Source organism: Cohnella hongkongensis, from assembly GCF_042654645.1.
GTDB lineage: Bacteria > Bacillota > Bacilli > Paenibacillales > Paenibacillaceae > Cohnella > Cohnella hongkongensis.
Map to the genome: position 1 here is coordinate 100,149 of NZ_JBHSEP010000005.1, position 24,001 is coordinate 124,149.

Sequence of the window (24,001 nt, forward strand, 5' to 3'; positions counted from 1 at the left end):
GGCATAATTGGTAATATAAGAGAACGGAACGAGGAAGCACCTCGCCAAAGCCGGACACGGGACGTGTTGCTTTGTCGGGGTGCTTTTATTATTGAAGCGGAGAGGACGGGGCTGAATGGTCAGGAAAAAAACGAATAAGGATCGAATGATGGAACATCCGGTGACGTACGAGGCTTATGCGGAAATGCCGGACGACGGACAGCGTTACGAGGTGCTCGACGGGGAACTGGAGCTAATGTCCCCGGCCCCGTCTACCGTTCATCAGGCGATCGGCTCGTCCTTGCACCTTCTCGTGCAGAGCTGCAGCTCCGATTACTTTATTCGGCGTCGGACAAGCTGCCCTGCGTCTCGTTCCCGGTCGGCGAGCTGTTTAAGGACGAACTGGTCCGGAGGCTGCTGGAGCTGAACTGAAAGACGCCGGATGATCGTTGATCAACAATTGATGTTTTTGAACAACGCATTCAAAGGAGGTCAAAGGAATTGGCAAACAAGCGAAACGACGGAAGCCAGGCCAAGGACAAGCAGGAGAAAGTCGGGCAAGGGAAGGTCAAGGAAACTCCTGAAAATTACCTGATCGACGAGAGGTATGAAATTATCGAAGGGGTGCGGTACGATTTCCTGTCGTCCCCGGTCTACGCTCATCAGCGGGTGCTTGGAGAGTTATATCTTGCTTTCCACAAAGACTGTGCGGCGGACGGAGAGGTGCTGTTCGCGCCACTCGATGTCCATTTCGACGAGGACAACATTTTTCAGCCGGATTTGATCTATATTTCCCATGCGAATCGAGGCATTATCCGGGACGGCTACATCTACGGCGCGCCTGATCTGGTCGTAGAAGTTTTATCCTCCAGTACGGGACGCCGGGATAAGACGATCAAGAAAGCCGGATACGAGAAATTCGGCGTGCGTGAATATTGGCTGGTAGACCCTGTCTACCGGCTTGTGGAGCAGTTCGTGCTCGTCGACGGGAAATACGCGGCCTTGGCGGCGCTGACGGAAGAGGAGACGCTGACCTCGCCCACCGTACCCTGCCTCAGCTTAACGCTGGACGGGATCTTTCCTCCGGAGAACGAGGTCGGCTGATTTCGCAGACCCCTCCTTCAGAAGCCGGAACGTTACCCCTCTCCGAAAGAAAGGTGGATCTGCACGATTTCCGAGCGGCTGCCCAATCGAATCGGAGGTCCCCAGAAGCCGTAGCCTGACGTGACGATGGAATGAAACTCGCCCTTCTGCAGATGACCCCAATCGTTCTCGTAGATGGCTCTCGTGATCAGATGGGCCGGGGCGATCTGGCCGCGGTGCGTATGTCCGGACACCATCAAGTCGACTCCGTTTTCGGCGGCGATATCGAGACCGTAAGGCTGATGATCGATGAGCACGATCGGTCGATCGCGCGGCACCTCGGCCATTAGCGTCTCAAGCGCAGCCCGGTCGCTCTCCGTTTTGTCCTTGCGGCCGATCAGCGTCAGCTTGCCTTCCAGCGACAAAGCCTCGTCGTACAGTACGTCCATCCCGCTACGCTCAAGGGCGTCGATCAGCTCTTCCATCCGGCCCTTGTACTTGTCGTGGTTGCCAAGCGAAGCGTACACGCCGTAAGTCGCCTGTACGCCGGAGAGGATCTCGCCGATGCCTTGGTCGAGGTAGACGTCCAGATCGTCGTCGATGATGTCGCCCGGATACAGCACGAGATCGGGCTTCAGCGCGTTGATCTCCTCGACCATGCGCTTGGCGTGCGCTTTCCCGGACAGCAGGCCGAAATGCATGTCCGCCGCCATGACGACGTTCAGCTCCCGAAGCTCGCCCGCCGGCTTGTCGATACGGATCTCGTAGCTGCGGACGACCGGGCTGTACGCGTTATAGGTTCCGTAGGACAGCAGCGATACGAGAATGAGAAGGGTCACGGAGCCGGCCCACTTCTGTACGCGATGATAGGGAAGCTTTGTAAGCTTGAACAGCCATAATCCGATATGAACGATCGGCAGCAGCATCAGCAGCAGGGAGAAGGCCGCCAGCCAGTACGAGCCCAGAACGCTTAATGCGGGAACGCTGCCGACGAACCGCCCCAGGATGAACGAGGAGGCCAGGAAGACGAGCGCGGCGGCATACAGCCATTTGAATCTGGCGGAGACCATCGGCTTCATCCACTTCCAGCCGCTCCAGCCGATATAGAAAACGAGAATGCCGTACAAGGCCAGGAACAACAGTCCGATGAGGATAAACATAGCTAGCTCCTTCTTGTTGGATTAACAAGAATTTTACCATATTCACGACATAATATAATAATTGGCGCTCTTTTTTCTCCTATTTCAGGCGCGCTTTGTGATATGATGTATCCTAAGAAATGCCAAATGGGAGCGTATACATGGATCATCTAATCGGACAGAAGGTATTAACGGACGTGGTGAATCGTTACGGGGTCACGATTATCCCGGCGCAGACGGTGCTCAACCATGAATCCGTCAAGCTCTTGCTGAATCACAAGATCGACGAATTCTCTCTGTCGCTGGAACGAGTCTCCGAGCCTGCGGGCGATACGCCGCCGCACCGCCAGCAGCTGCGGCAGACAGTGACGAGGGCGAAGGAACTGATCCTCTCCGTCGCCGCCTCCGGGGAAATTCCTCTGGCGGACATACGCGAAGAGGTTCTGCCGGCCGTGCACGAGTTGTCCGACCACCCGGATTTGTTCGAGCTGTTCGAGATCGTCAAGGCGAAGGACGACTACACGTACGAGCACAACATCGGCGTCGGCATTCTGGCGACGTTAATCGGCAGATGGATGGACCTGAACGAGGAGGAGCTGTCCACGCTGTCTCTGGCAGCCACGCTGCACGACATCGGCAAGGTGAACGTCCCGGAGTCGATTCTGAACAAGCCCGGCCCGTTGACGGAAGAGGAGTACGAGAAGGTCAAGCTGCATACGGTGTACGGCTACGAGCTGCTGAAGGACGCTCCGGGCGTCAGTCCCCGGGTAGCGCTGGTTGCGCTGCAGCACCACGAGCGCGAAGACGGTCGGGGTTATCCGCACGGTCTAGACAAGAGCGAAATCGATCTATTCAGCTCGATCGTGGCGGTGGCCGACATCTTCCATGCGATGTCTTCCGAGCGCCCTTACCGCAAGGCGACTCCGTTCCACGAGATCGTCAGCCAGATGAGGCAGGGGAAGTTCGGCGAGCTGAATCCGCAGATCGTGTCGCTGTTCCTGGACAACCTGATGAAGAAGCTGCTCGGCCGGCAAGTCGTGCTGACGGACGGAAGGGCGGCCGAGGTCGTTTATCTGAATCCTCATAATATGGAGTCCCCGCTGGTGAAGGCGGGCGAGCAATTTATCGACCTGGCCAGGGACAGGAGCGTTCAAATCCGGGAGGTCGCATTAGTATAGCCATCCAGCCAGAAGCGCCCGAACAGACGGCTCGTCCGAACGCCGGGCGCTTGTCGCGTTCCGGCCCCAGGCGGCTTGCCGGAGAGAGAGTAGGAAAAAGTCAAATAATTCGCGTACGAGATCAAAATACCGTCAAAGCGAGACGGTATTTTTTTTATATAATGACTGCATGATGACGTTAAGTTGAACCCAAGAAGCAGCGGGGTAAGGCGGAGTGCAATGAAGAAAGGGAATGCGCTTTGCCGCGGTTTTGTATAAAAAATCGTACAAGTGAGCTCGCGAGGCGGCCGGTGGCGGCGGCTTTGTACGAAAAATCGTAAAAAATGAGCTCAGGAAGCGGTCTGTCACGGCAAACTCGAAACAACCTGTCTGAAGCCTGCAAAGTCATCCCTTTCGGAATGGAACGGCTTCCCTGCTATTGGTTCAACCCCTATCCAGATTTCCAAAGCCGAGGTGTTCAACATGATTCAATCTGCCGCGACTCCCGCAGAGGCCAAGCCCGTGCGCCGCAGCCGCCTGTCCCTTAACGCCGGAGAGACGCTGGCCGGATTTCTGTTCGTCAGCCCGATGCTGGTCGGGGTGACCGTGCTTGTCCTGCTCCCGATCGTCGCGACGCTCGTGCTCAGCCTGGCGGACTGGAACTTCGTTCAGGGGTGGGACGGCATTGCGTGGATCGGATTCGATAATTTCCGCAAGCTTTGGGACGACCCGGCCTTCGTCCGATCAATCCGCAACAACTTCATTTTTCTGCTCGCGGTTCCCGTCTACATGATGATCTCGATGGTGTTGGCCGTTCTGATCGACCGGTACGTGTACGCCAAAGGCTTTTTCAAGGTCGCCTATTTCATGCCGTATATTTCCAACATCGTCGCCGTCGCCGTCGTCTGGCAGGTGCTGTTCCATCCGTCGTACGGTCCGATCAACGAGACGCTGCAGGCGCTCGGGTTCTCCAATCCGCCCAAGTGGATCGCCGATCCGAAGTTCGGGCTCTACTCCATCATGATGATTACGACATGGATCTCGATCGGGTTTAACCTGATTATTTATATCGCCGGTCTCCAGTCGATTCCTCGGGATCTGTACGAGGCGGCGGACATCGACGGGGCCAGCGCCCTGGTCAAGTTCGTTCGGATTACGTTCCCGCTGCTGTCTCCGACCTCGTTCTTCCTGCTCGTCACCGGAATTATTTCTTCCTTCAAGGTGTTCGACATTATCGCAGTCATGACGCAGGGCGGGCCGATCGGATCGACGAGCCTGATGGTCTGGTATTTGTACGACCAGGCGTTCAACAATCTGAAGATCGGATACGCGTCGTCCGTCGCCGTCATCCTGTTCTTGTTCGTATTCGCGATAACGGCAGGCCAATGGATCGCACAGAAAAAATGGGTCAACTACTGACCGGAAGGAGAGAATCATGGCAACCCTGCATCGATTGGACTGGCGCAAAGCGGTGACGACCGCCGTCCTGTTCGCCTTCAGCGTGCTGTTTCTGCTGCCGTTCCTCTGGATGCTGACGACCTCCTTCAAGCTGGAGAAGGACGTGTTCGTCTATCCGATCGAGTGGATTCCGAGGCAGTGGAATGCGATCGCCAATTACAAGGAGGTGTGGTTCGGCCGATATCCTTTTTATATTTATTATTTGAACTCGATTAAGGTCAGCGTCATTACAGTGCTGATCTCGTGCGCGACCTCCAGCCTGGCGGCTTACGGCTTTTCCAAGGTGAGGTTCAAAGCGGGCAAGTGGCTGTTCGTCATCGTGCTGGCCACCTACATGATTCCCAGTCAGGCGATTCTCGTCCCGCAGTTCATTCTGTACCGCAACATCGGCCTGTTCGACAGCCATTTCGGCCTGATCGTGCTGAGCAGCTTCAGCGTGCTGGGAACGTTCATGCTGCGGCAGTTTTTCATGGGTGTGAACCAGGAGTTCATCGAATCGGCGAAAATCGACGGGGCCGGACACTTCCGGACGTTCTGGTCGATCGCGCTGCCGCTCGTGAAGCCGGCTGTGGCCACCTATGCGATTCTGCGCTTTATCTGGACGTGGAACGACTATCAGAACCCGCTTATTTTCCTGCGCACGGACAGCCTGTATACGATACCGCTCGCGATGCAGAAATTTACGTCCATGAGCGGGGAGTTCTATTCGCTCATTATGGCGGGAGCCGTCTCGGCGATCGTGCCGCTTCTCATCGTGTTTATCATCGGGCAGAAGAGCGTAATCGAGGGGATTGCGCTGGGCGGGGTAAAAGGCTAACTAATCAAAAATATTACATTATAGGTAAATATAGTTACATTTTGACGGAGGAAGACGCCATTATAATGTGGATGTTCGACCCGAATAGCTAACCAATCGTTATCCAAAACAGGAGGGTGTCACGATGAGGAGACAGAAGTGGCTTTACGGTATGGCTGCCGGAGTGATGCTGGTAGGGCTGCTCGCGGGCTGCGGCGGAAACAAGAACGAAGGATCGGCGTCCGGTCCGAGCGCAACCCCGAGCGCCGAATCGCCTTCCGCATCGTCTTCCGCGCCGTCGACCGAGCCGGCCAAGAACGTCAGCCTGCGGCTGTATACGTTCGGGCCGGAGGCGACGTACAACTGGTCGCAGACGTTAAAGGCCTATGAGGAAGCGAACCCCGGCGTCAAGGTGGAAGCGGTCGTCTTAAGCGATAAAGGCGACACGCAGGAAGCGATGAAGAAGCTCGATCTGGCGTTCGCCTCCAAGGAGGAGATCGACATCCTGATGTTCAGCGATCCTGCCGGGTATGCGCAGCGCGTATCTCTCGGCATGGCGGAGCCTCTGGACGACTTCATCGCCCAGGACGGCGGGTACAAGGTGTCGGAGGAGTACAAGGTCGATACGACGCTGAACGGCAAAGTGTATGCGCTGCCGGGCAAGTTCAACCCGTGGTACGTTCTGCTGAACAAGGATCATCTGGACGAGGCCGGGCTGGAGGTGCCGACCGACTGGACCTGGGACGAGTACGCGAGCTATGCGAAGCAGCTGACGAAGGGCGAGGGCAACTCGAAGCGTTACGGCACTTACTTCCACGGGCCTCAGGGCGGCGGCTGGATGGAGTTCCTCAAGCTGAAAATGATGAACCAGCCGACCAATTCCGACTTCCTGAAAGCCGACGGCTCGTCCAATCTGGACGATCCGAACTTCCGGTCGACGCTGGAGCTGCGCGTGAAGATGGAGAAGGAGGATCAATCCTCCGTTCCGTACACGGACATTATTTCGCAAAAGCTGGCTTACCGGAATCAGTTCTTTAATCAATCGGCCAGCATGCTCACGATCGGAAGCTGGATGAATACGGAGATCGGCGGAACCGAGAGCGTGCCGCTTACGTTCCGCGTCGCCGTCGCGCCGTTCCCGAAAAACAACCCCGGAGATCCGATCGGCTACGCGCCGGTGACGACCGACTATACGGCGGTGTCCTCCACCTCCAAGAACAAGGAGGAGGCCTACAAGTTCGTGCGCTGGTATACGACGGAAGGACAGCTCGTGCAGGCGAAAAACGTGCCTTCCTGGAGCAAGGTGTCCAACGATCAGCTGACGCCGATTATCGATTCGATTCTGGCCGGAACGACCAGTCCGGAGCTGGTAGACAAAGACTCCCTGATCCAGACGCTGCTCATCTCCAAGGCTTCGGAGATGATCCCGGCGGCTTCTTACCAAGCCGAGGTGTACAAAGCGGTCAACGAGGAATACGAGAAGCTTATTCTTGGACAGCAGGATATCGACGCGACGGTGAACAACAGTCTGGAGCGCACGCAGCAAATCATCGAAGCGAACAAAAAATAACGTGATATACTGGTTTTGCGGGGACAGCCGAGTCGCTGTCTCCCTTTGTTAGTGATTCAGAAGGTTTGAAGTTCGTATCCGGCTCTGAATCACCTCCGACTTAAACGTCATGCCGCCGATTCTAAGGACGGCGTAGGCCGTTTAGGCTTGCAGAGGACGTACGCCGAAGAACGTTCGGATCGCGAGGTCGGCGGAGAAGCGAGCTCCGGAGCTTGGCCGGAGCCTTGGCGGCTTCCGCCGTTCCGTTCCTCGTTCCCCGGCTTCCTGATCTTCCCGGCGCCGGGAGCCGGACATGCGGCGAACGGCCCGATCAGACAGGGGGAGCCTTCATGCTGCGGATGAACAAATGGTTGGGGCTGCAGTCCATACGGCATAAGCTGATGCTTGCTGCAATCGCTTGCATTTTGATTCCCGCAGTGCTGACGCAGTTTATCTATACCTCCTTGACCCAGGACGCCGTGCAGCGCCAGGCGGTCTCCAACGCCCAGGATTCCTTGCTGCTCGTCGAGAGCTCGGTATCGAATCTGCTTGTCGGCATGCTGAACATGGCGAACTATATTCAGACGAACGCGGACATGACCAGCTATTTCAAGCTCGTCGTCTCGGGCAACGCCCGGAGCCGCGACGCCTACTCCAATTTCACGGATCAGAAAAGAATTCTCGAGCAGCTCGACAGTCTGACCGTCAGCGAAAAAAGCTATATTACCGTCCTGCTTACAGACGGAACGTCCTTCACCAATTATTCGACAAGCGACTACAATCCCCAATGGCTGACCGAAGAGCCCTGGTTCGAGAGGCTGGGCGGTCTGAAATGGCCGAGCTCCCACTGGATCGGTACGACGCCTACCGTGTTCGCCTACATGTCGGAGGAAAGCCCGTATCAGCTGTCGCTCGCGCGGACGCTGCGGCTTGACGATTCGCGAATATACGGATACGTCGTCGTCACCGTCATGGAGAAGCAGGTCAGACGCCTGTTCGAGAGGCTCAGCTCGGATCAGGAGGTGATGCTGCTGGACGAGAACAACCGGATTTTATCCGCCGGCGACATCTCGCAGATCGGACGGACGTTCGACGACGCCGGCGAGTCGACCGGCGGTCTGCATACCTCGATCCGAAAGATCGGCGGCGATTCCTACCTGATTACGGAGAAGCCTTTCTCGTTTAACGATTGGCGGCTCGTGTCCATGCAGCGCTACCGCGAGGCGATCGTCGATATCAGCTCGATTTTCAATCGGGTGTTCATCGTTCAATTCACCTCCTTCGTCGCGTTTCTGCTGATCCTTCTCGCCTTGCTCCGAACCTTCACGAAGCCGCTTGTGCAGCTCGGCAGAACGAGCTCCAGCGTGCAGAGAGGGAATCTGAGCGTCAGATCGGGCGTCAGAGGGACGGACGAGATCGGCCGGCTGGGCTTTCTGTTCGATCAGATGCTGGAGCGAATCCAGGAGATGATCTCGGAAATTTCCGATACCCAGGCGCGCAAGCGCAAGGCGGAGCTGAAGATGCTGCAGGCCCAGATCCATCCCCACTTCCTGTTTAACGTCCTGAATTCGATCCGCATGAAAGTGATGCGCGGCGGCGACGCCGAAAGCGCGAAGATGATCGGCTCGCTGTCGACGCTGCTGCGGATGACGATCAACAGCGACGCCGAAGAGATCAGTCTGCACGAGGAGTTGGAGCTGCTCGTTCATTACGTCGAGCTGATGAATCTGCGCCAGAAGGACAAGGTCGACCTGGCGCTCGATATCGCCTCGGAGGCGATGCTCGTGCGCGTGCCGCGCTTCTTCCTTCAGCCCATCGTGGAGAACGCGCTGATTCACGGCTTGAACCAGAAGGCGGGACGAATTCGGATCCGCGCGCGCATGCAGGAGCGGACGCTGGATCTGACGGTCGAGGATAACGGCGTCGGCATGGACGAAGAAGCCGTCGAGGCGCTCAACCGCAAGCTGCATACGGCGAAGGACGACCGGGGCGACAGGCCGGAGCCGGCGGCTGCAGGAGTCGGGGCGGGAGCGGCCTTCTCGGGGATGGGGCTCGCGAATGTCGTCGAGAGGATGAGGCTGCTGTGCGGAGACCGGTTTTCCATCTCGGTGGAAAGCCGCGCGCAAGTCGGAACGTGGATTCGGGTGACGATCGCTTACGAGAGGACGGATGGCCATGTATAACCTGATGCTGGTTGACGACGATTATCCCGTTCTGGAGCTGCTGTCGGAATCGATCGATTGGGAAAGCCAGGGCTTCCGGCTCCTCGGCGCGTTCGAGAACGGGGCGGTCGCCTGGGAGCACGCCCAGCAAGAAATGCCCGACGTGCTCATCACCGATATCGGCATGCCCAAGATGAACGGTCTGGAGCTGTGCGCCAAGGTGAAGGAGCGGAAGCCGGAGACGCGGATCGTCATCCTGTCCTGCCATAACGAATTCGCTTACGCCCAGCAGGCGATGAGACTTAGCGTTCAGGAATATATGCTGAAGGAGACGCTGCAGCCGGAAGATCTCGTCCCTATGCTCAGGCGCTTCAAGGAGGATCTGGACGCAGACCGGCAGATGAGCGGAGAGCGGCTCCGGCTTCATGCGCTGGCGAACGATGCGCGGGAGCTGCGGAAGGAACAGGCGTTCAAAAATTTCATTCACCAGCCGCTTCTGTCGGCGGATCACTGGATACGGGAAGCGAACGGCTTCGGCTTGTTCGTCGGCGAGGAATGGTGCATTCCCGCGATCGGCTGCGTCGACGAGTATGCGCGCGCCAAGCATCGCTTCGCCTCGGAGCAGACGCTCCGCTTCGCCATTGCCAACGTGATGGCGGAGGTTTTGGACGAATTGGAGCTGCGGGCGCTTCACGTCGCCTACAGCGAAAGGAAGCATCTGCTCCTGTTCTCCTATAAGCCCAGCCTGAAAACGAACGTTTACGACCGGGCGGCGGAGCAATGCCGGAGCGTCCAGCAGGCGATGTGGAGCGTGTTGAAGATCCGCATGTCCTTCGTGCTCGGAACGGAGTGCGGGTCGACGCAGGCGCTCAAGCGCCAGCTGCACGAGCTGGTCGCGGACGAGGACCAGAGGTTTTATCTGGAATGCTGCGCCGTCGCGAAGCATCGGAAGGAGGAGCTGTGCGAGGAGGACTTGTTTGTCCATTACGATGCAGCCAGCTCCGAGCTGCGGGAGGCGCTGATCGACGGGAGGAACGCCGACGCCTGCCGGTTGGCGGATGCCTGGATCGAGCGCATTCGCCGCAAGAGGTATCCTCCGTCTGCGGTGAAGGATTGGGTGCTGAAGCTGCTGCTGGACCTGAAGCTGAAGCTGCGCACGCTGCAGTACGTCCGCTCGGGCTATTCCGCGGACACGCTGCATAAGGAAATCTCGGCGATCGATTCGATCGGCGAGCTTCGCGAATGGCTGAAGGAACAGCTGGCGGCTTCGGAGGAAGGGGAGCGGGCGGCTTCGATCAACAAGCGGCCCGAGGTGAGGGAGGCGTGCAAGTACGTCTCGCTGAACCTGCACCGGAGAATCGGACTGGAGGAGGTCGCCGACATGCTCCATCTGAACGCCAGCTACTTCAGCCGGATGTTCAAGAAGGTGACGGGCGAGACGTTCATCGAATACGTGACGCGAATGAAGATGGATCGGGCCAAGGAGCTGCTGGACCAAACGTCCCGTACGGTAGGGGAAATTGCGGAGTTGCTGGGCTACGACAATCAGAGCTACTTTATTAAAACGTTCAAGGCACACGCGGGCGTAACGCCGATGGAGTACCGGAAATAGAGCGCCCGGAACAGGAGGGACACGGCGGTGAACTGGATCGAACGGAGCGCGGAGGAGCTGTATTATCCGGCGGGCGAGAGCGCGGACCAGTTCTGGGCGAGAGCGGCGAATGCGCCGGAGTTCGCCGGACTGGCGGCGGAGGTGCGCGCGGAAGGCGAGCGGCTGTGCGGAGAGCCGATCCCGAAGCTGACGGAGGAGCTGTTCGCGATCTTCGCGAGAACGGGCTCCCGTCTCGAATACGAGCGGGCGTATTTCCAGCGGCGTCGCCGGCTGAACGCCTTCGCGCTGCTGAGCCTGCTGGAGCCGGACGAGCAGCGCTATGGCGACAAGCTGCTGGAGACGATCCGCGCCGTCCTCGACGAGCGGACCTGGTGTTTGCCCGCTCACGTGATGGGAGCGGACGCCGCGAAGACGATTGATCTGTTCTCTTCGGAGACCGGGTTTACGCTGAGCGAGATCGCGTGCCTGCTGGGAGATCGGCTTCCGCCGGAGCTGACGGAGGCGATCGATCGCGCCGTGTCGGAACGGCTGATCGAGCCGCTGCTGCGGCACGGCCCGCACCACTGGGAGACGGCGCGGCATAACTGGGCTTCCGTATGCGCCGGGTCGATCGGAGCCGCAGCCTTGCTGCGAACGAAGGACGAGAAGACGCTGAATGCCGTGCTGGCCAAAGCGCTGCCGGCGCTGGACCGTTACCTGGAGGGCTTCGGAGAGGACGGAGCTTGTCCCGAGGGATTAGGCTACTGGAACTACGGCTTCGGCTATTACGTGATGTTCGCCGACCTGCTGCGCAAGCGTACGGGCGGCCGGATCGATCTGCTCTCGAAGCCGAAGATCAGAAGCATCGCGCTGTTCCAGCAGGCGGCGTATTTGTGCGGGAACCGGGTCGCCTGCTTCTCCGATTCCCCGCAGACGCTTCCGTTTCGCGTGGGGCTGACCCGCTATCTGGCGCGGCTCTATCCGGAGATAGAGGTGCCCGACGAGCGTTACGGGGCAGGCTTCGCCGATGACCACTGCCACCGGTGGGCGCCGGTCTTCCGGGACTGGATCTGGCGGACGCCGCGGCCGGAGAAGGTCGGTCTTCGGCCGTCGTCGCGCTATTTTCCGAATGCGCAGTGGCTGCTCTCCCGGCACCGGACGGAAGCGGGAAGGTGCTTCGGCTTCGCGGCCAAGGGCGGGCATAACGCCGAGCCGCACAACCACAACGACGTCGGACAGTTTATCTGGACGGTCGACGGGACGGCCTTCGCGGCGGATCTGGGCAGCGGGGAGTATACGGCGGCGTATTTCGGCGAGGGCCGGTACGAATACGACTGCAACGGCTCACAAGGTCATTCGGTGCCGATCGTGAACGGCTGCGGGCAGACGGAGGGGCGCGATCGCGCCGCGATCGTGCTCGCGGCGTCGGCGGACGAGCGGGAGGATCGGCTGCGCCTGGAGATCGGCCGGGCGTACCGGGCGCCCGGGCTGAAGTCGCTCGTTCGCGAGCTCAGCTGGAACAAGACCGGCCGTTGTCGGCTGACGCTGACGGACGAGGTCGTGTTTGACGGCGAACCGGTCAGCTTGACGGAGAGGGTCGTCACCTTCGTCCGCCCCGATCTGAAGAACGAGGGCGTTGTCCGGCTGGCTGCCGGCAGCGGGCTGACGGCGCTGATCCGGTACGACCGCGACGGGCTGGAGGCGACCGCCGAGCGCCGCGTCTACTCGGACCATGACGGGGCCGGGAAGGAATGGTTTGCGATCGATTGGAAGGTGCGGAGGCCGGAAAGGACGAATCGGATCGAGCTGATTTTTGAATTGGAAAGCGAGGGGTAGCCCTATGGCGAAAACGGAAACGAGTCGAACCGCTTGGGCGGAAGAGGCGTGGAGCAGGACGAAGGAGAAGACGCTGCGAAACCTGGCCAGAATCGGCGACGGCTTCCCGCATGCGAGCGTAGGCGGGCGGTACGCGCTCGAGAAGCCGCATTGGTGGACCGCCGGCTTCTGGCCGGGATTGCTCTGGCTGCTCTACGAGGAAAGCGGCGACGAGAGATTGCGGGAGGCTGCCTCCGGCTGCGAAGCGAGATTGGATGCCGTGCTGGACGGGTACGCTCGTCTCGACCACGATCTCGGCTTCATGTGGACGCTGACGAGCGTGGCTTCCTATAAGCTCCTCGGAGACGATCATTCGCGAATACGGGCGCTGAAGGCGGCCAATTATCTCGCGGCTCGCTTTAACTTGCGCGGACGTTATATCCGCGCCTGGAACCCGTGGTTCGAGGGAGACGACAATGCGGGCTGGGCCATCATCGACTGCGCGATGAACGCCCCTCTGCTGTACTGGGCGTCGCGGGAAAGCGGGGATCCGCGGTACCGCCACATCGCCGAAGCGCATATGAACACCGTGCTGGAGCATTTCGTCCGCCCGGACGGCTCCGTCTATCATATCGTCGAGTTCGATCCGCAGACCGGCCAGCGGCTGCGGGCGAGAGGCGGCCAAGGCTGGTCTGCGGAGTCCGCCTGGTCGCGCGGAGCGGCCTGGGCGCTGTACGGTCTGGCGCTGTCCTATCATCACACCGGCCATGCCGAATATGCGAACGCCTCGAAGCGCGTTGCCCATTTCTTCCTGTCCAACCTGCCGGAGGACGATGTGCCTTATTGGGATTTTCGCCTGCCCCCTGAGGAGAAGCGGCATCGGGATTCGTCCGCCGCCGCGATTGCCGCCAGCGGGCTGCTGCTGCTGGCGGGCCTGGTCGAACCGCTGGAGGCGCAGACGTACCGGGAGCCCGCCGTTCGCATGCTCGAGTCGCTGTACCGGTCGTACGGGGCTTGGGATCGTCCGGACGAGGAAGGGCTTGTCGTCGAGGGAACGAGCCATTATCCGGAAGGAAAAAACGTCGGCGTTCCGCTCATCTACGGCGACTTCTTTTTTGTCGAGGGCTTGGCGAGGCTGCGCGGCGGCGGAACGATATTCTGGGAATAGGGGAGAGTCGGTATGACGACGATAGACGATTCGGGCCTGCGTACGAAGGCGGATATGCGAAATCTGCTTCGAAGCCTGTACAAGCCGCTGGCTCCCTATTACAGCAAAGGGGGAGCGCGGCTGCGGCTGGGCGACAGCGGAACGAGCTATTCGGCATCGATCGCCGAGATGGAGGGCTTCTCCCGGGTGCTGTGGGGGCTGACGCCGCTGCTTGCCGGAGGGGGAGAGGATCCGCTGTGGGACGCGGCGCTGCGAGGCATCGCGAACGGGACCGATCCTTCGCACGAGGAGTATTGGGGGGAGCCAGGCGATTACGATCAGCGATTCGTGGAGATGGCCGTATTCGGCTTTGCGATGGCGGCGATCCCCGGGCGAATCTGGGCGCCGCTGGACGAGCCGCAGCGGCTCCGTCTCCGCGAGTGGCTCGGAGCGATCAACCGGCATCCCGTATACGACTGCAACTGGCTGTTCTTTCCGATTCTCGTCAACGTAGGCTTCTCCAAGCTGAGCCTCCCCTTCGACGCGGAGGGCATGGAGAGGAATTTGCGGCGCATCGACGAGTTTGCTTTGGATGGAGGCTGGTTCGAGGACGGAGTCGGCGGCCACAGCGATTACTATACGCCGTTCGCGATCCACTACTACCGACTGCTGTACGCGAGGCTGATGGAGACGGAGGATCCCGGGCGCAGCCGACGGTACAAGGCGGACGCTTTGCGGTTCGCGCGGGACTTCATGCGCTGGTTTTCGGCGGACGGTCCGGCGCTGCCTTACGGCAGAAGCCTGGCCTATCGGTTCGCCCAATCGGCCTTCTGGAGCGCGCTCGCCTACGCTGACGCCTGGGACGACGCCGTGACGCCGGGGGTCGCGAAAGGAATCGTGCTGCGCAATCTGCGATGGTGGGTTCGCCAGCCGATTTTTCGCCCCGACGGGGCGCTCGGCATCGGCTACGCCTACGTGAACCCGCTCATGTCGGAGAACTACAATTCTCCCGGCTCTCCGTATTGGGCGATGAAGACGTTCCTTCCGCTCGCCCTGCCCGAGGATCACCCCTTCTGGGCGGCGGAGGAGCTTCCGCTCCCGCCGCTTCCGGCTTTCGGCGAGCAGCGCCATCCGTGCCTTGTGGTCGTGAGGCGGCCGGGAGAAGGGGCGGAGGGGGGAGGCGGTACGGACGGCGCGAAAGCGGCGGAAAGCGCAAGCGGAGATCATGTCGCAGCGTTCAATGCCGGACATCTCGCGACTAACGAGCATACCCATACTTCGGCGAAGTACGAGAAGTTCGTCTATTCCACTCTGTTCGGCTTCAGCGTGCCGAGAGCGGAATGGGGACTCGCCCAAGGGGCGTTCGACTCGATGCTGGCTCTGAGCGAGCGGGATAACCTGTACCGCGCAAGGAGGCGGAGCGAGGAAAGAGCGATCCGGGGCGATGTCTTGTTCTCGCGCTGGAAGCCGTGGCCGGACGTCGAGGTCCGTACATGGCTGATCGCGGGCCTGCCGTGGCACGTCCGGATTCACCGGCTCGAGACCGGCCGTCCGCTCTCCGCCGCCGAAGGGGGCTTCTCGCTTCCCGCCGCCGAGGATCGGTCGATCGATCTCCGCGACGATCGGGTATTCGCGTCCTGCTCCGTCGCGACGAGCGGGATCGTCGGCTTGCGCGGATATGCAAGAGCCGAGCTGATCCATCCGCAGGCCAACACCAATCTTCTCTATCCCCGCACGCTTCTTCCGACACTGAGAGCCGAGCTGGAAACGGGCGTGCACTGGCTGATCTCCGCCGTCTTCGGCCAGCCGGGAGCGGCGTCGGATCCACCCGCGCCCTCAGCCGAATTCCTTGACGCCGCGCTTCGCAGATGCCGGACCGTTTCCCCGGAGGCTGGGCTGCCATCGGACGGTTGCGACGGTCTAATCTAGCGACTCAGAAAGGATAAAACTCGCCATCGATCGGACACAGCCGCGACTGAAAACGCAAGGGGCATGCATCGCACAGGATGCATGCCCCTTGGCGCCAAGCGCAGCCGCTTACGCGTTCCGGCCGGTCAAGCTGGCCAGAGAAGCCTTCGTCACTTCCAGCTTCTCGCCCGGAGCGAGCGCGTAGCCGCGCTGGCCTTGCGCCTCCAGGCGCTGCGCAAATCGTTCCGAGTCCTGGCGGATGGCCGGGAACGAGTTGTAATGCACCGGGATGACAAGCTTGGCGCCGAACCATGCGGCTGCCTGCAGCGCATCGTCCGGTCCCATCGTATAGTGGTCGCCGATCGGCAGGAAAGCGATGTCGATCGGATGGCGGTCGCCGATCATTTTCATGTCCGAGAACAGCGCCGTATCTCCCGCATGCAGCAGCGTCAAGCCTTCGGCCTCGACGATGAAGCCGGCCGGCATCCCGCCGTAGATGACCTGATTCTCCTCGAGGAAAATGGCCGAGCTGTGGAACGCCTGGATCATCTTGGCTTTGGCGAAGCCCAGATCGACCGTCCCTCCTATGTTCATATCGATCGCTTTCAGGTTTTTGCGGCCGGACATGTACGAGGCCAGTTCGAAGATGGCGACGATAGTGGCGTCGTTCGCCCGCGCGATCGGTTCCGCATCGAGGATATGGTCGGTATGCGCGTGGGTGAGCAGAATGTAGTCGGCGCGAACGTCTTCCGGCTTCGTCACGGCCAGAGGGTTGCCTCTCAGGAACGGGTCGAAGAGCAGAGATCGGCCTTCGGTGACGATCTGGATGCAAGAGTGTCCGTGGTAAATGATTTCCAAGGGTCATTCCTCCATTATGCTCTTAATATCAGCTGCACCGATTGTCAGAGAGTCCGCGGCGTGTGCCGTTCGGTCCAACTCTATCCAGTGTAGCGCATCCGCAGCGGAAATGCTCGTCTGCCCGGGAAAAAAACGAAATCCCCCGCCGTCAAAAACGGCAGAGGGATTTCCGAATCCTTAACGGCTGGAGAGGTAGCGATTCAGCGCCAGCAGGTTCATTCGAAGATCGTTCATGTACGTCTTGACGCTGGCTTCCAACTGATGGAGAATGACTTGCTGAATCTCTTCGACCCGGTCTTCCGTACAGAAGGCCGAGCAGCACAGCGTTCCGTTCGCGTATTGCTTCGTCTCGAGCGTCGTCGTGTTGAGCTTCTCCTTGTAGATTCTTTTTACCGCGCCGTGCTCGGGCCGAATCTCGTAGTAACGCTGGGTTTCCAGAAGCAGCCTCCAGGGTGCGATCTTGAATTCGCATTTGTCCTTGCGCAGTTCTCCCGTCACTTTGACAAAACGCAGGTTGCTACCGATACGATTCATGACCAAAATCCTCTCAATTCTTCATCATCCGTTCGGGCGCGACAGCCTCTCCCAAAAAGTACCACTGAACATTTTAGCATAAACGGGCCCGCATTCAAGCACATTCGGCGACCGAATGCGAATGGCGAACGGCTGCCGAATGGCCGCAGCGCCGCTTCACCCGCGGCCCCGCCGTCCGGCATTCGTCTTGCCGGCGACGTACATCGCCATCAAAGCCAGTCCGGCCAACGCGCCGCCGATATGGGCCCAGATGTTGACGTTCGGCACGAGGAACGAATAGATCAATCCGAATCCGAGCGTAATATAGATCGTTTTTCGCGTCGCTTCGTCCAGGGCGAACCGGCGGAACACGGCCAAATACAGATAGGCGCCGAACAGGCCGTAGATCGCTCCCGAAGCTCCGAGAGAATAGTGCTCGGTACCGACGTATATGATTACGCTCATGACATTGCCCGCGATGCCGGACAGGACATAATAGACGAAGTAGCGAGTATGCCCGAGCATTCGTTCGAGCGGGGGCGCGAAGACCAGAATGGAGAAGCTGTTGAACAGCAGATGCTCCCATCCGTCATGCAGCCCGATGGAGGTGACGTATCTCCAGGGCTCGGCAAGTCCGTCGCGGTTGAAGTACGGCTCCAGGTAAAACATCCCCCGGATCGAGAGCTCTCGATCCAGCGCCAGATGATCCAGAAGGAATACGACCACGTTAACGGCCAAAATCAATGCGGTCACCGGATAGGCGCGCACATACCCTCGAAACGTCTCGTTGCGTAGAAAGATCATCGGCATCCGTTCCTTTTGTTTTTGATATCTATACTATACCATTCGAAAGCTTGGATCTCCAAAGGCTGAAGCCCCGCCGGCTCGAAAGAGAGCTGGCCGGAATGCCGACGGCGAAGCGGATCGTCCTGTGTGCAACTCGATTGTAAATTGTGTGTAAACTGTGTATAAGCCTGTGGATATGTGGATGAGTCTGTTGATAACCGGTGCGCAACTCAAAAAATGTAGAATCCGTTCATAGACCCTGTTAAGATCGAAACAGACCGTTCAGACGGCGGGAACGGGCGAACGAATGCCGGAGGTTATCGACATGAATGTTCTTTCCTTGTTTCTTGGTCTGGTTCTTGTTTTGAATATGGCGCTCGCTTCGGTGATCATTTTCCGGGAGAGAAGGGATGTCGGATCGACGTGGGCCTGGCTGCTCGTGCTGTATTTTATCCCGCTTCTCGGATTCGCGCTTTATTTGTTTTTGGCGCAAAACTACAGAAAAACCCGCCTGTTCGAATGGAAGGAGATCGGCCGGACCGGCTCGGACGAGGCGGCCAAGGAGCAGCTGGCCCTTCTGAGCGGGGACGGCTTCGAGCTGCGCAATCCGGCGGCCCGCGGCTTCCGGGACTTGATCGTGATGCACTTGAAGGCCAAAAGAGCGCTGTATACCGAGAACAACGAAGTGGAGCTGCTGTTGGACGGCAAGATGAAGTTCGAGCGTCTCTTTCGCGACATTGCGGAGGCCCGGCAGCATATCCACATTCAATACTACATCCTTCAGAAGGACGAGCTGGGAACGAAGCTCATTCGGGCGCTCGCGGAGAAGGCGCGCAGCGGGGTCAGCGTGAAGCTGCTGTACGACGAGTTGGGCTCCAGAAGACTCAGCAAGCGCAGCCTGAGGGAGCTGCGAGAGGCGGGCGGCACAGCCGAGGCGTTCTTCCCTTCCAAGTTCCGGCTCATCAACTTTCGCTTGAACTACCGGAATCATCGCAAGCTGGTTATTATCGACGGCAAAATCGGCTATGTGGGCGGCTTTAACGTAGGGGACGAGTATTTGGGTCTGTCTCCGAAATTCGGTTATTGGCGGGACGCCCATCTGAGAGTGCGGGGAGGGGCGGTGCGGGCGATGCAGACGCGATTCATCCTCGACTGGAATCAAGCTTCGAGAGAGGACATCCGTTACCATCCGAGCCTGTACCCCGAGCCGGAGGAGACCGGCGGAACGGCGGGGGTGCAGATCGTTCCCAGCGGTCCGGAATCGAGGCTGGAGTACATCAAGAACGGGTACGTGAAAATGATCTCCTCCGCCAAACGGTCCATTCTCATCCAGACGCCTTACTTCGTGCCCGATGCCGGTTATCTGGACGCGCTTCGCATCGCGGCTCTGTCCGGCGTGAAGGTGAGCATTATGATTCCGGACAAGCCGGATCATCCGTTTATTTACTGGGCCACCTTATCCTATATCGGGGGAATGCTCAGGGCGGGCGTATCCGTCTACCTGTATCGCCACGGCTTCATGCACGCCAAGACGATCGTCGTGGACGAGGAGATCGCCTCCGTCGGCACGGCGAATATGGACGTGAGAAGCTTTAAGCTGAATTTCGAGGTGAACGCCTTCGTCTACGACAGCGACATCGCGAAGAAGCTGGCCGACGCGTTCCAGGAGGACATTCGCGTCTCCGAGGAGCTGACGCTCGAGAAGTACGGTCAGCGTTCGCGGCTTATCCGGATTAAGGAGTCGGTGTCCCGGCTTCTGTCTCCGATTTTATAGCCCGGGATCACTGCAGCACATCCTCGAAAAGCAGACTGACCGCGAACGAGACGCAAGGGAGCTTGCTCGAGACGACCTGCTCGTCATTTTCGTACAGCTGGGTTAGCTCATATTTCCCGCGTTCGTCCAAGTGAAGCTGTTCCAGCGTCCGAGCTTCGGGATCGACGATCCAATATTCCGGAACGCCATGTTTCTCGTAGACCGCCCTCTTCTTCATCCTGTCCCGTTTTCGCGAGCTTGGGGAGAGAACCTCTACGGCCAGATCCGGCGGGCCTTCTATTCCTCGGGAAGTGACAATATGCTTTCGGCTGCGGTGGATCATCATCGCGTCGGGCTGTACGACGTTCGTATCGCTCAGGATGACGTCCAGGGGAGCGAAGTAGATCAGATAATCCGTTTTGCAGCCTTGTCGCAACGCATCGACCAATTCCAATAAGATGGACTGATGCGATGCTGTAGGACTCGGAGACATTAGCTCCAGCACCCCGTCGATGACCTCGTAGCGGTTGCCGTCGTCCTCCATATTCGCGTACATCTCGTAGGTAACGGGCGACTCCTTCACCAGTTCCGCGTACGTTTTCTTCTTCATATTTCCCGCCTCCGGTCCATAGCCAAAAAGCACCCCCGCAAAGAAACACGTGAACGTGTCCGGCTTTGGGAGGTGCTTCCTCGACCTGATTTTCTTTATTATGGCGAAATGACAAGAGACTGTCAATCTTCGGGGCTGAGGCCACCCGGTCCTGCGATTTGCGAGGAAGCAGCCGAAAAGGTAGGATAATAAGAGAAGCGAGAGGAAGGATGGAGCGCTATGAAGCTTTCTTTTCGGCAAGCGGAAACAAGAGAGGAAATCGAGGCTGCGGCTCGGCTGGCCTCCGAAATTTGGCGCGAGTATTTCGTCAGCATCATTTCGACCGAGCAGATCGACTATATGCTGGACAAGTTTCAATCCGCCCGGGCGATGACGGACCAAATCGAACGCCAAGGCTACGAGTATTATTTCATGCAGGCGGACGGATGCAATGTCGGGTATATGGGGATCAAGCCGGAGGAGACAAAGCTGCTGCTGAGCAAATTCTACATTCTCCAAGCTCATAGAGGCCAAGGGTACGCGAGCCAAGCGATGAGCTTCCTGGAGGAGCTGTGCAAGAGGCGCAGGCTGGGCGCGATCTGGCTTACCGTAAATCGGCACAACGCATCTTCAATCGCCGTCTACGAGAAAAAAGGCTTTCGAACCGTTCGCGAGCAAGTGGCGGACATCGGGAGAGGCTACGTCATGGACGATTATGTGATGGAGAAAGAAATCGTAATCGATTAAAAGGGTGATTTTTGCATCCGCCGAACAGGAGCAGGATGGGAAGTTTCGCCTCGATTAGGTAAGATAAATTGTAAAGCTTACGGTGGCCCCAAGGAGATAAAAATGCGCAAGTATTGGATCGCGTTAACGCTGCTCAGTATCGTCTGGATCAGCGCAATGTTGTTCGTCACTCCCGAAGCTTCGGCGTTTCCGTGGAGATTGGCGGGCAGCGCGCTGTTCTTCGCAGCATTCTTTCTCGTTCCGTTAGCCCGCAACAAGCCCCGAATTCTGACCCTTCTGCTATCGGCAGCTTCCGCGGCCGCAGTCGCCTCGCTGTGGTCGGAAGGACAGGAAAAGGCGAATCCGTATGCTCTGCTGGCGCTTTCGATCCTCGCGGGCAAAGCCGCTTACAGGCTGCAGGGGGCTTACGCTTGCATCGTCGGCGGCGTTCTCTTCGTCGGGGCCTTGGCGCCCGCTATCGCCGGCTATCCTTCGTTTCCTCCCGTTTTTCTCGTCCTGTACGCTGCCTTGCTTGCGTTTGCCCTGGCCGTCTATGGCAACGCATGGCATCGGGCGGCGTCCGCCGAAGCGCGAAGCGAAGCGCTGCTCGGCGAATACCGGAAAATGAAAAGGCGGAACGCGTCCGCCGAGGAGACGGCCCGGCAAGAGGAGCGCGCGCAAGTCGGCCGGGATATCCACGATTCGGTCGGCCACAAGCTGACGGCGCTGACGATGCAGCTGGAAGTGTTGCGGATGAAGGCGGACGCCGAATCGGAAGCGCAAATCCGGAGCTTGCGGGACTTGGCGAGGGAAAGCCTGGAGGAGACGAGGAACGCCGTCAAGGTGCTGAGAAACGACGAGCCCGGCGGGTTGTCCTCGGTTGTGAGGCTCATTCGCAAGCTGGAAGCGGAAAGCTTGATTCGCGTTTATTTTACGGTGAAGCACGGGGCGTTGTCCGCTCCGCTGACGAACGATCAATCCATCGCGGTGTACCGATGCGTGCAGGAGGCGCTGACGAACGTCATGAAGCACGGCAATATCCGCGAGGCAGACGTGACGTTCGAGGCGCCCGGCGGGAGCGTGTTCCGGTTCGAAATCTCGAATCCGGGCAGCGCGGCGGACCGCTACCGGGAAGGCTTCGGCCTCCGCTCGATGCGGGAGCGGCTCGAGGGCGGCCGCGGCCGGCTGGAGGTCGTCGCGAACCGCGACCGGTTTACCGTAAGGGGCACGTTTCCGCTAAATGCGGCCGCCGCTCGGGGAGGGACATCCGGATGATTCGAATATTGTTGGCCGAAGACCAGGCCATGGTTCGCCAAGGGTTGAAAATGATGATCGAAACGGACGAAGAGCTTTGCGTAACCGGCGAAGCCGGCAACGGCAAGGAAGCGGTCGATTTAAACGAACGGGGGATCTTCGATCTGGTGATCCTCGATATTCAAATGCCGATCATGAACGGGCTGGAGGCGGCGAGGACGATTCGCAAGCGCTGGCCCGACCGAAAGGTGCTGATGCTGACGACGTTCAACGACGACGAGTACGCGCTGGAGGCGCTGAAGAGCGGGGCGAGCGGCTATATGCTCAAGGACGCGGAGGCCGGAGCGCTGATTCGTTCCATACGAAGCTGCTTGACCGGAGGACTGTCGCTGCAGGACGACGTCGCGGCGAAAGTCATCCCGAAGCTGCTGCAGCGCTCGGCGGGGGAACAACCCGCCGTCGACGCGTCGATTACTCCACGCGAGCTGGACATCCTGAAGCTGGTCGGGGAAGGCCGCAGCAATCGCGAGATCGCCGAAGAATTGGGGCTGTCCGTCGGCACGGTGAAAAATCATATCAGCCAGATCATGGACAAGCTGGGTTTGCGCGACCGCACGCAGCTGGCGATCTACGCGATTCGCCGCAACGTCGTGTAAGGATAAAAGGTAGGGCGAAACATGACCGGAGTCACGGGTTGGCAGCGAACAAATGACGGAAGACAGTGGGAGCACTGTCTTTTTGTTTTTATACTGGGGTTGTTGAGAGGGAAAGACTCGACTCGAGGAGGCGGAACAGATGCTGGAAGCGATGGAATTACGCAAAATATTTAAAGGCAAAGTCGCGGTCGACGACGCGAGCTTTTACTTGGACGAAGGAGAATCCGTCGGCTTGCTCGGACCGAACGGAGCGGGCAAGTCCACGACAATCTCGATGATTTCTTCCTTGCTCAAACCGAACTCGGGCGATGTCCGGCTGAACGGGGAGAGCGTGCTGGCCAAGCCGCAGAAAATTCGGGACGTGCTTGGCGTCGTTCCGCAGGAGATCGCGTTGTACGAAGAATTGAGCGCGTACGAGAACTTGAAATTTTTCGGCCGGATCTATCGCCTGAAGGGGAGCCTGCTGGAATCGAGAATCCAAGAGCTGCTGGAGATGGTCGGACTGAGAGACCGGCAGAAGGAGCTGATCAAGACCTATTCGGGCGGGATGAAGAGGCGCATCAATATCGCGGCGGCGCTGCTCCACGACCCGAAAATCGTGATCATGGACGAACCGACGGTCGGAATCGATCCGCAATCGCGCAATCATATTCTCGATACCGTCAGGCTGCTGAACCGGGAAAAAGGAACGACCGTCCTGTACACGAGCCACTATATGGAAGAGGTCGAGCAGCTGTGCAGCCGGGTATATATTATGGATCACGGGCGGATCATCGCTTCGGGTACGACGGAGGAGCTGCGCCGCATCTTGTCCGGCGAAGACACGCTGCTCGTCCACCTCGACAAGCCAAGCGCGGCGCTGGCCGACGAATTGCGCTCTCTGGGACCCATCAGGCAGGTTGAAGAGACGGATCAAGGCTTGAAGCTGATCGTTGCCAAGCAGAGCGGCTTAATGTCGCAGGTCGTCCAATCGGCGGAAAAGCATCGGGTGCAGATTACGAATATTCACGTGCAAACGCCGAGTCTGGAAGATGTATTTCTGCATTTGACCGGACGAACGCTGCGAGATTAAGGGGGGGAGG

At 59.0% G+C, this 24,001-nt stretch carries 22 protein-coding genes; 17 read left to right on the forward strand and 5 right to left on the reverse strand.

The window, feature by feature from the left end:
* Positions 1-115: 115 nt before the first annotated feature.
* On the forward strand, positions 116-406 hold the full coding sequence (locus tag ACFO3S_RS09295) for a hypothetical protein (RefSeq protein WP_378094661.1): 291 nt from the start codon (positions 116-118) through the stop codon (positions 404-406).
* Between the two features lie 74 nt (positions 407-480).
* Positions 481-1,083 carry a Uma2 family endonuclease gene (locus ACFO3S_RS09300; RefSeq protein ID WP_378094663.1) on the forward strand — a complete coding sequence of 201 codons (603 nt, stop codon included), beginning with the start codon at positions 481-483 and terminating at the stop codon, positions 1,081-1,083.
* 32 nt (positions 1,084-1,115) lie between these two features.
* On the opposite strand, the gene ACFO3S_RS09305 is transcribed toward ACFO3S_RS09300, so the two are convergent.
* Positions 1,116-2,222, reverse strand: a complete 1,107-nt coding sequence (locus ACFO3S_RS09305) for a metallophosphoesterase (RefSeq protein ID WP_378094665.1) — start codon at positions 2,220-2,222, stop codon at positions 1,116-1,118.
* Between the two features lie 140 nt (positions 2,223-2,362).
* On the opposite strand from ACFO3S_RS09305, the gene ACFO3S_RS09310 reads away from it, so the two are divergent.
* From ACFO3S_RS09310 to ACFO3S_RS09355, 10 genes are all read left to right on the forward strand, one after another.
* Positions 2,363-3,379, forward strand: coding sequence for an HD-GYP domain-containing protein (locus tag ACFO3S_RS09310; protein ID WP_378094667.1), 1,017 nt, complete (start codon positions 2,363-2,365; stop codon positions 3,377-3,379).
* 462 nt (positions 3,380-3,841) lie between these two features.
* Positions 3,842-4,777, forward strand: a complete 936-nt coding sequence (locus ACFO3S_RS09315; protein ID WP_378094669.1) for a carbohydrate ABC transporter permease — start codon at positions 3,842-3,844, stop codon at positions 4,775-4,777.
* 16 nt (positions 4,778-4,793) lie between these two features.
* On the forward strand, positions 4,794-5,633 hold the full coding sequence (locus ACFO3S_RS09320; protein WP_378094671.1) for a carbohydrate ABC transporter permease: 840 nt from the start codon (positions 4,794-4,796) through the stop codon (positions 5,631-5,633).
* A 124-nt stretch (positions 5,634-5,757) separates the two neighbouring features.
* The gene (locus ACFO3S_RS09325; RefSeq protein WP_378094675.1) at positions 5,758-7,182 is read left to right on the forward strand and encodes an ABC transporter substrate-binding protein; all 1,425 of its coding nucleotides are present in this window, start codon (positions 5,758-5,760) and stop codon (positions 7,180-7,182) included.
* A gap of 147 nt (positions 7,183-7,329) precedes the next feature.
* Positions 7,330-7,524 carry a hypothetical protein gene (locus ACFO3S_RS09330; RefSeq protein ID WP_378094677.1) on the forward strand — a complete coding sequence of 65 codons (195 nt, stop codon included), beginning with the start codon at positions 7,330-7,332 and terminating at the stop codon, positions 7,522-7,524.
* Positions 7,512-9,344 carry a sensor histidine kinase gene (locus ACFO3S_RS09335; RefSeq protein ID WP_378094679.1) on the forward strand — a complete coding sequence of 611 codons (1,833 nt, stop codon included), beginning with the start codon at positions 7,512-7,514 and terminating at the stop codon, positions 9,342-9,344. The genes ACFO3S_RS09330 and ACFO3S_RS09335 overlap by 13 nt, the downstream gene beginning before the upstream one ends.
* Positions 9,331-10,935, forward strand: coding sequence for a helix-turn-helix domain-containing protein (locus tag ACFO3S_RS09340; RefSeq protein WP_378094681.1), 1,605 nt, complete (start codon positions 9,331-9,333; stop codon positions 10,933-10,935). Before ACFO3S_RS09335 ends, ACFO3S_RS09340 begins: the two co-directional genes overlap by 14 nt.
* Before the next feature lie 27 nt (positions 10,936-10,962).
* The gene (locus ACFO3S_RS09345; RefSeq protein ID WP_378094683.1) at positions 10,963-12,750 is read left to right on the forward strand and encodes a hypothetical protein; all 1,788 of its coding nucleotides are present in this window, start codon (positions 10,963-10,965) and stop codon (positions 12,748-12,750) included.
* A gap of 4 nt (positions 12,751-12,754) precedes the next feature.
* On the forward strand, positions 12,755-13,897 hold the full coding sequence (locus ACFO3S_RS09350; protein WP_378094685.1) for a glycoside hydrolase family 88 protein: 1,143 nt from the start codon (positions 12,755-12,757) through the stop codon (positions 13,895-13,897).
* Positions 13,898-13,909: 12 nt separating this feature from the next.
* Complete coding sequence (locus tag ACFO3S_RS09355; RefSeq protein WP_378094687.1) at positions 13,910-15,805, forward strand: DUF2264 domain-containing protein; 1,896 nt, start codon at positions 13,910-13,912, stop codon at positions 15,803-15,805.
* A gap of 108 nt (positions 15,806-15,913) precedes the next feature.
* Here the strand turns inward: ACFO3S_RS09355 and ACFO3S_RS09360 are convergent, their stop codons facing one another.
* From ACFO3S_RS09360 to ACFO3S_RS09370, 3 genes are all read right to left on the reverse strand, one after another.
* The gene (locus tag ACFO3S_RS09360) at positions 15,914-16,642 is read right to left on the reverse strand and encodes a metal-dependent hydrolase (RefSeq protein ID WP_378094689.1); all 729 of its coding nucleotides are present in this window, start codon (positions 16,640-16,642) and stop codon (positions 15,914-15,916) included.
* Positions 16,643-16,819: 177 nt separating this feature from the next.
* Positions 16,820-17,176 (reverse strand): hypothetical protein, encoded by a 357-nt coding sequence (locus ACFO3S_RS09365; protein ID WP_378094691.1) that lies wholly within the window; start codon positions 17,174-17,176, stop codon positions 16,820-16,822.
* Positions 17,177-17,332: 156 nt separating this feature from the next.
* The gene (locus tag ACFO3S_RS09370; RefSeq protein ID WP_378094693.1) at positions 17,333-17,959 is read right to left on the reverse strand and encodes a rhomboid family intramembrane serine protease; all 627 of its coding nucleotides are present in this window, start codon (positions 17,957-17,959) and stop codon (positions 17,333-17,335) included.
* Between the two features lie 307 nt (positions 17,960-18,266).
* Here ACFO3S_RS09370 and cls point away from each other — a divergent pair, with 307 nt between their 5' ends.
* Positions 18,267-19,715, forward strand: coding sequence for a cardiolipin synthase (gene cls, locus ACFO3S_RS09375; RefSeq protein ID WP_378094695.1), 1,449 nt, complete (start codon positions 18,267-18,269; stop codon positions 19,713-19,715).
* A gap of 7 nt (positions 19,716-19,722) precedes the next feature.
* Here the strand turns inward: cls and ACFO3S_RS09380 are convergent, their stop codons facing one another.
* Positions 19,723-20,304: a Uma2 family endonuclease gene (locus tag ACFO3S_RS09380; RefSeq protein ID WP_378094697.1), complete on the reverse strand. Its 582-nt coding sequence runs from the start codon at positions 20,302-20,304 to the stop codon at positions 19,723-19,725.
* Between the two features lie 219 nt (positions 20,305-20,523).
* Between ACFO3S_RS09380 and ACFO3S_RS09385 the strand changes: the two genes are divergently transcribed.
* The 4 genes from ACFO3S_RS09385 to ACFO3S_RS09400 all read left to right on the forward strand — a co-directional run bounded on the left by ACFO3S_RS09385 (position 20,524) and on the right by ACFO3S_RS09400 (position 23,991).
* Entirely contained in the window at positions 20,524-21,030 is a 507-nt protein-coding gene (locus ACFO3S_RS09385; protein WP_378094699.1) for a GNAT family N-acetyltransferase, read from the forward strand.
* 102 nt (positions 21,031-21,132) lie between these two features.
* Entirely contained in the window at positions 21,133-22,284 is a 1,152-nt protein-coding gene (locus ACFO3S_RS09390; RefSeq protein ID WP_378094701.1) for a sensor histidine kinase, read from the forward strand.
* A complete protein-coding gene (locus ACFO3S_RS09395) occupies positions 22,281-22,919 on the forward strand; it encodes a response regulator (RefSeq protein WP_378094703.1) in 639 nt (212 codons plus the stop codon). Before ACFO3S_RS09390 ends, ACFO3S_RS09395 begins: the two co-directional genes overlap by 4 nt.
* A gap of 139 nt (positions 22,920-23,058) precedes the next feature.
* Positions 23,059-23,991 carry an ABC transporter ATP-binding protein gene (locus tag ACFO3S_RS09400; RefSeq protein WP_378094705.1) on the forward strand — a complete coding sequence of 311 codons (933 nt, stop codon included), beginning with the start codon at positions 23,059-23,061 and terminating at the stop codon, positions 23,989-23,991.
* Positions 23,992-24,001 lie beyond the last annotated feature (10 nt).

Coding starts and splice junctions, on each gene's coding strand:
- ACFO3S_RS09365 (WP_378094691.1), bottom strand. CDS start 17,176: ATGAATCGTATCGGTAGCAACCTGCGTTTTGTCAAAGTGACGGGAGAA.
- ACFO3S_RS09295 (WP_378094661.1), top strand. CDS start 116: ATGGTCAGGAAAAAAACGAATAAGGATCGAATGATGGAACATCCGGTG.
- ACFO3S_RS09355 (WP_378094687.1), top strand. CDS start 13,910: ATGACGACGATAGACGATTCGGGCCTGCGTACGAAGGCGGATATGCGA.
- ACFO3S_RS09400 (WP_378094705.1), top strand. CDS start 23,059: ATGCTGGAAGCGATGGAATTACGCAAAATATTTAAAGGCAAAGTCGCG.
- ACFO3S_RS09395 (WP_378094703.1), top strand. CDS start 22,281: ATGATTCGAATATTGTTGGCCGAAGACCAGGCCATGGTTCGCCAAGGG.
- ACFO3S_RS09385 (WP_378094699.1), top strand. CDS start 20,524: ATGAAGCTTTCTTTTCGGCAAGCGGAAACAAGAGAGGAAATCGAGGCT.
- ACFO3S_RS09335 (WP_378094679.1), top strand. CDS start 7,512: ATGCTGCGGATGAACAAATGGTTGGGGCTGCAGTCCATACGGCATAAG.
- ACFO3S_RS09305 (WP_378094665.1), bottom strand. CDS start 2,222: ATGTTTATCCTCATCGGACTGTTGTTCCTGGCCTTGTACGGCATTCTC.
- ACFO3S_RS09310 (WP_378094667.1), top strand. CDS start 2,363: ATGGATCATCTAATCGGACAGAAGGTATTAACGGACGTGGTGAATCGT.
- ACFO3S_RS09315 (WP_378094669.1), top strand. CDS start 3,842: ATGATTCAATCTGCCGCGACTCCCGCAGAGGCCAAGCCCGTGCGCCGC.
- ACFO3S_RS09325 (WP_378094675.1), top strand. CDS start 5,758: ATGAGGAGACAGAAGTGGCTTTACGGTATGGCTGCCGGAGTGATGCTG.
- ACFO3S_RS09320 (WP_378094671.1), top strand. CDS start 4,794: ATGGCAACCCTGCATCGATTGGACTGGCGCAAAGCGGTGACGACCGCC.
- cls (WP_378094695.1), top strand. CDS start 18,267: ATGAATGTTCTTTCCTTGTTTCTTGGTCTGGTTCTTGTTTTGAATATG.
- ACFO3S_RS09370 (WP_378094693.1), bottom strand. CDS start 17,959: ATGATCTTTCTACGCAACGAGACGTTTCGAGGGTATGTGCGCGCCTAT.
- ACFO3S_RS09380 (WP_378094697.1), bottom strand. CDS start 20,304: ATGAAGAAGAAAACGTACGCGGAACTGGTGAAGGAGTCGCCCGTTACC.
- ACFO3S_RS09390 (WP_378094701.1), top strand. CDS start 21,133: ATGCGCAAGTATTGGATCGCGTTAACGCTGCTCAGTATCGTCTGGATC.
- ACFO3S_RS09340 (WP_378094681.1), top strand. CDS start 9,331: ATGGCCATGTATAACCTGATGCTGGTTGACGACGATTATCCCGTTCTG.
- ACFO3S_RS09350 (WP_378094685.1), top strand. CDS start 12,755: ATGGCGAAAACGGAAACGAGTCGAACCGCTTGGGCGGAAGAGGCGTGG.